The organism is Methylobacterium sp. (genome assembly GCF_019750675.1).
Classification (GTDB): Bacteria; Pseudomonadota; Alphaproteobacteria; order Rhizobiales; family Beijerinckiaceae; genus Methylobacterium.
In genome coordinates this window covers 1-4,852 of the sequence record NZ_JAIEOF010000218.1, presented here as the reverse complement: position 1 = coordinate 4,852, position 4,852 = coordinate 1, and the positions used below count along the sequence as shown (strand labels likewise).

The window sequence follows — 4,852 nt, the reverse complement described above, 5'->3', positions numbered from 1 at the left end:
CCTGGCCGACGGCTACGCCGCCCGCCGCGCCTGATCCGCCTGAACTAACCCGCGAACCCCGGCCGGTCCCCGCGACCAGCCGGGTCTCGCAGCCCCCTCTTCCCCCTCCAACACAGGAGACCCGATCCATGAACGGAGACCAGTTCCGCGGCGCTTCCCGCCACGTCAAAGGCCGCGCACAGACCGCCCTCGGCGGGATCACCGGCGACCCGGCCCGCCAGATCCGTGGCGCCGTGAACCAGGTGGCGGGCGGCGCGCAGTACGCCTATGGCCGCGCCCGCGAGCGCGCCGAAGATCTGGCCGAGGACGGCCGCCACCTTGCTGACGCGGCCCGCGAGCGCGCCGACGACCTCATCGCGGACGGACGCGATTTCGCCCGTCACGCGCGCAAGCGCGGAACCACCTACGGCCGTCAGGCCGTGCGCTACGCCGACGACAACCGCACCTCCGCCCTCCTCGGGCTCGCCGCCATCGCCTTCGCGGTCGGCTGGCTGTCCCGCTCCCGGCGCTGACCCCCAGACCACCCAAGCCAGACCCACCGGAGACCAACCCATGATCCGTAAGCTCCTGACCGCCTTCCTGCTCCCGAAGATCATCGCCTACGTGAGCCGCCGCTTCGGTGGCCGTTCCGCCGTCCCGCCGAATCGCCGCGGCTACTGAAACTCGCCGGCCAGCCAGCTTTCGTCTCCGGAGACCGTCACACGATGAAGTTGCCCCTCGTCCTCGCCGCCACCGTCGCCGCCACCCTGGTCGGGCTCCCGGCCCAGGCTTCCCCGATCGGGGCATCCCCGGTCCAGGCAACGCCCCTCGAGGCGCTGGTGCGGGGCGACCTGCCGACCGATTACGTCCAGTATCGCCGGTTCGGGTACCGGCATGGCTGGCGCGGCGGACGCGGGTACGGACGGGGCTACGGCCCACGTCGCGGCTACGGATACCGGCGCGGCGGGCCCGGTGTGGGCGCGGCGGTCGGCGCGGGCGTAGCGGGCCTCGCCGCGGGCGCCATCATCGGCGGTGCCATCGCCAATTCGCAGGCGCAGGCCGCCCCCGTGATCGTTCGGGGCGGCCCCAATCCCGAGGCCGTCGCCGCCTGCGCCCGCCGCTTCCGCTCCTACGACGCGGCCAGCGGTACATACCTGGGCAACGACGGCGATCGTCACCCCTGCCCGTGATGCGCTCGGCGACCAGGGCGGGCGTCCGCGTCCGCTCGCTCCGGCCGCCACCGGCCACCGAACGGAAGCGAGTCCCACGTCGGACGGCCGAATAAATTCCGCCCGGCCCTGCCTACCCCACTCTTCACCCCGAGACCCCAAAGGACGAACGATGAGCAAGGGCTATCCCTCGATGACGGCGCTGCTGGGCCTGCTGGCCGTGGCGGGCTACCAGAACCGCGACAAGCTCGCCGAACTGCTGAAGGGCCACGATGCCCCGGCACACGGTACCGTCCCGCCGATCCCGAACACGGTCCGCCCGGCCCCCTCCACCGGCGGCACCGGTCTCGGCAACCTCGGCGGTCTCCTCGGTGGCGTCGGTACGGCCGGGATCGGCGGTCTGATCGCCAGCGGCCTGAGCGAACTCGTCGACCATTTCACGCAAGGCGGTCACGGTGAGACGGCCAAGTCCTGGGTCAACCAGGGGCCCAACCGCGACATCGCCGAGGCCGACCTCGAGCGCGCCATCGGGTCTGACACCCTCGACCACCTCACCCAGCAGACAGGCTTGAGCCGGAGCGCGCTGCTCTCCCGCCTGTCGCGCGAGCTGCCCTCGGCCATCGACCGTTACGCCACCGACGGCCGCTCGCCGGTCTGATCTCGACGGATGCGGGCCGGCACCCGGTGTGGGTGCCGGCCGTCCACGACGCCGGGTGACGCCACGCCGGGGTTCTTCGATCCACCACCTTCCCCGACCTTGCGAGCTCTCATGGCCATCGACTATCGCGCGGAACTGCGTCGCCCCTTCCCCTTCAGCCTCGCGGTCGTGGCCGCGGTGCTGCTCGTCTGGCTGATCGTTGCCTCCATTGCGGGCGCTCGCCAGCGCGGGGCGCGCGACCACCGCATCGCGGACCTGCAGACGCAGCAGATGTCGCTTCGCGCCGATCTCGAGCGTCAGATCGCGACCGCCGGAACCCTGAGCGCCCTCCAGGGCAAGATCAGCGCGGCCCAGCAGCAGGACCAGCAGGCGACCCAGGCGGCCGAGCAGGCCAAGGCCCGCGCCGCGACCCTCGCCCAGGAGCAGCAGGCCGCCGAGGCCAAGGCCTCCGAGATGCAGCGGTCGGCGGAGACCGCGACGCGCAAGCTCGCCGATCTTCAAGGCCAGGTCGCCGAGGCGGAGCGGACGCTCGCCCCCCTGCGCGACACGATCGCCAAGGCCGAGAAGGCGGCCGTCGATCGCACGCAGGATCTCGCCGAGGTCGGTCGCCGGGTCGAGGATGCCCGGGTGCAGGAAGCCAAGCTGCGCGCCGATCTGGCCACCATGACCCAGGAGGCGACCGCCAAGACGGCCGATCTCGCCAAGGCCGAAGAGCGTCAGCAGAACGCCCGCGAAGCCGCCGCCGCCGCCCAGAAAGAACTGGCGGATGCCCGCGCCGCAGCCGAGCAGGCGACCCGGCAGCGCACGGAGACCGAGCAGGCCGTGGCCGGATTGAGCGCGAACCGGGACCGGCTCGCCAGCGAGGTCGAGCAGGCCAATCGTGAAACGCAGCAGGCCCGGGACGGACTGATGGGCGTTCAGAAGGACCTGGCGGAGGCCAAGGCGCAGCGCGATCGGGTGCTGTCCGAACGCACCCAGGCCGAACAGACCGTCCAGACCCTGTCCGCCGACCGCGACGCGGCCAAGGCCGCCGTCGAGGGCCTCCAGAAGCGCCAGGCCGATGCCCAGACCGAGCTGGCGACGCTCACAGAAACCCTGGCGACGCGCAACAAGGAGGCGGCGACCCTCGACGAGCGGCTGGCCGCGACGCGGCAGGAGCTCAGCGCCGCCCAGGCCAAGCTCGCCGAACTGCGCCAGCAACTCGCGACCCCACCCAGCGACGGTCCGGGCACGCCCGGCCAGCCCGCGACCGCCCAGCCCCCGCGCTGAGTTCTCGCCGGTCCCCGTGAGCCACCATCCGCGCAAGTCGCTTGCCGCACCCCATACCGAGTCGGGAAATCCACATGCATGTCAGACTTGTTGCCGTGACGGCACTCGTGCTCGCGGGGGCCCTGGCTTTCTCGCGGCCCGCCTCGGCGCAGGAAGGGCCGGAGCGGGAAGGGCCCGAGATGGAGGCCATGCGGGCAAATTGCGGGGGTGATTACCTGCGCCTGTGCGCGGGGATGAAACCGGGCGGACCGGAGGTGAAGGCCTGTTTCAGGCGCAACCGCCCGAACCTCTCGGAGGGCTGCTCGCGCGCCATCGCTGCCTACGAACGCGTCCGCGCCGGACGCCTCGAGGCGGACGACTGAGGCCCGGTTCGCGCAGCGCCACGATCGGAATATCGCGGCGTCATTTGCAACGGAAGGAGACGAGGGACCGGTATGTTGACCCGCTTGCGCCACAGCCTCGTGCGCGTGTTCCCCGGCATCCTCCTCATCGTCCTGGGTCTGCTGGCCGCCCTGTTTCGTGGGCGGCGCCCGCGCCGGAATGCTGCCGGCGTGCCGGTTCCGGTCCTCCAGAGGGCACCCGCGCGCCCGCCCGCGCCTCGGCTCGGGCGCCGCGGCGGTGTGTTCGCGTTCCTGGCGCTCCTCATCGGGATCGGACTGATCCTCGCCCTAACCGTCGGTGGCGACCCGCTGCGGCGCCTCGCATCGATCCCGCCGCGCGAGGGGACGCCGATGGCGGCGGTCGCGCCGGCTGAGACGGGAGCCGGCCGGGTGCCGGGCCACGGTGCGTCCGCGCCGGCCGGATCGGATCGACAGGTGCAAACCGGGGCGCAGGGGGGACAGGCGCCCGCCGTCGCATCGGATGCGAGCGTCCCGGCCTTCGACACCGTCCGGGTCGAGCCGAACGGCGAGTTCGTCGTGGCCGGGCGCGCCACGCCGGGCGGAACGCTGGAGCTCCTCGTCGACGGCAAGCCCGTCGCGTCGACGGTCGCGGATGCGAACGGACAGTTCGCCGTCGTTCCGCCGACCCTCCCGACCGGCAATAGCGAGATCACGCTGCGGGTCACCAATGACCAGGGGCATGCGCAGCCCTCTCGGGAAAGCGTCGCCGTGGTGATCGCGCCCTCGCGCGAGACCCATCCGCTGGTCGCCCTGACGGCGCCCGACAGGCCGACCAGGGTCCTGTCTCAGCCTGATCCGCTGCGCCCGGCGGATCGCCCAGGGCCGAATGCCGCCTCGGGCGCCCAGGCAACGGCAACCGTGCGCGCGCCGGATCTGCCCCGTCCGGGCTCACCGACCCCCGGCGGCGCGACATCGGTTGCAAATGCCCCCGCCGACAAGACGGTCGGCCGCGGCACCATCGACCCTGGCGCGTCGCGAGGCCCTTCTCCCGACGTCCCGCCGGGCCCAGCGACGCTTGGTTCGGCCGAAGGGCACGCAGCCGCACCGCTTGCCGGCTCTGCCGGTGCCGGCGCGGCGCAGACGCCCATGAAGATCGTGAGCATCGACGCGCAGGCGGGCGGACGGCTGTTCGTCACCGGCCGATCTCCCGCCGGGTCGACGGTCCGGCTCTATCTCAACGACACCCTCATCGCCCCCGCCAGCGTCGGACCCGACGGGACGGTGACCTTCGCGATCGGGCGGGGCGTGAAGCCCGGGGACTACAAGGTCCGGCTCGATCAGGTGGATGCCGGATCGGGCAAGGTCCGCAGCCGGGTCGAAGTCCCGTTCTCGGTCCCGGCCGTTTCTGCGGCGCCGGAAGTTCCTTCGGTGCCGGA

5 protein-coding genes and 1 pseudogene are annotated in these 4,852 nt (G+C 72.5%); all 6 read left to right on the top strand.

Translation table 11 applies throughout. The annotated features are described in order from the left end of the window. The first annotated feature begins 128 nt into the window (after positions 1-128). A complete protein-coding gene (locus K2X24_RS11665) occupies positions 129-512 on the top strand; it encodes a CsbD family protein (protein ID WP_292498094.1) in 384 nt (127 codons plus the stop codon). A 192-nt stretch (positions 513-704) separates the two neighbouring features. Continuing rightward, a complete protein-coding gene (locus tag K2X24_RS11660) occupies positions 705-1,169 on the top strand; it encodes a BA14K family protein (protein WP_292498092.1) in 465 nt (154 codons plus the stop codon). 151 nt (positions 1,170-1,320) lie between these two features. Beyond that, a complete protein-coding gene (locus K2X24_RS11655) occupies positions 1,321-1,806 on the top strand; it encodes a YidB family protein (RefSeq protein WP_292498089.1) in 486 nt (161 codons plus the stop codon). Between the two features lie 111 nt (positions 1,807-1,917). Continuing rightward, positions 1,918-3,075, top strand: coding sequence for a chromosome partitioning protein ParA (locus K2X24_RS11650; RefSeq protein ID WP_292498086.1), 1,158 nt, complete (start codon positions 1,918-1,920; stop codon positions 3,073-3,075). 74 nt (positions 3,076-3,149) lie between these two features. Continuing rightward, complete coding sequence (locus K2X24_RS11645; protein ID WP_292498083.1) at positions 3,150-3,437, top strand: hypothetical protein; 288 nt, start codon at positions 3,150-3,152, stop codon at positions 3,435-3,437. Positions 3,438-3,695: 258 nt separating this feature from the next. Next, positions 3,696-4,852 (top strand): annotated as a pseudogene (locus K2X24_RS11640) (hypothetical protein); the annotation flags it as partial.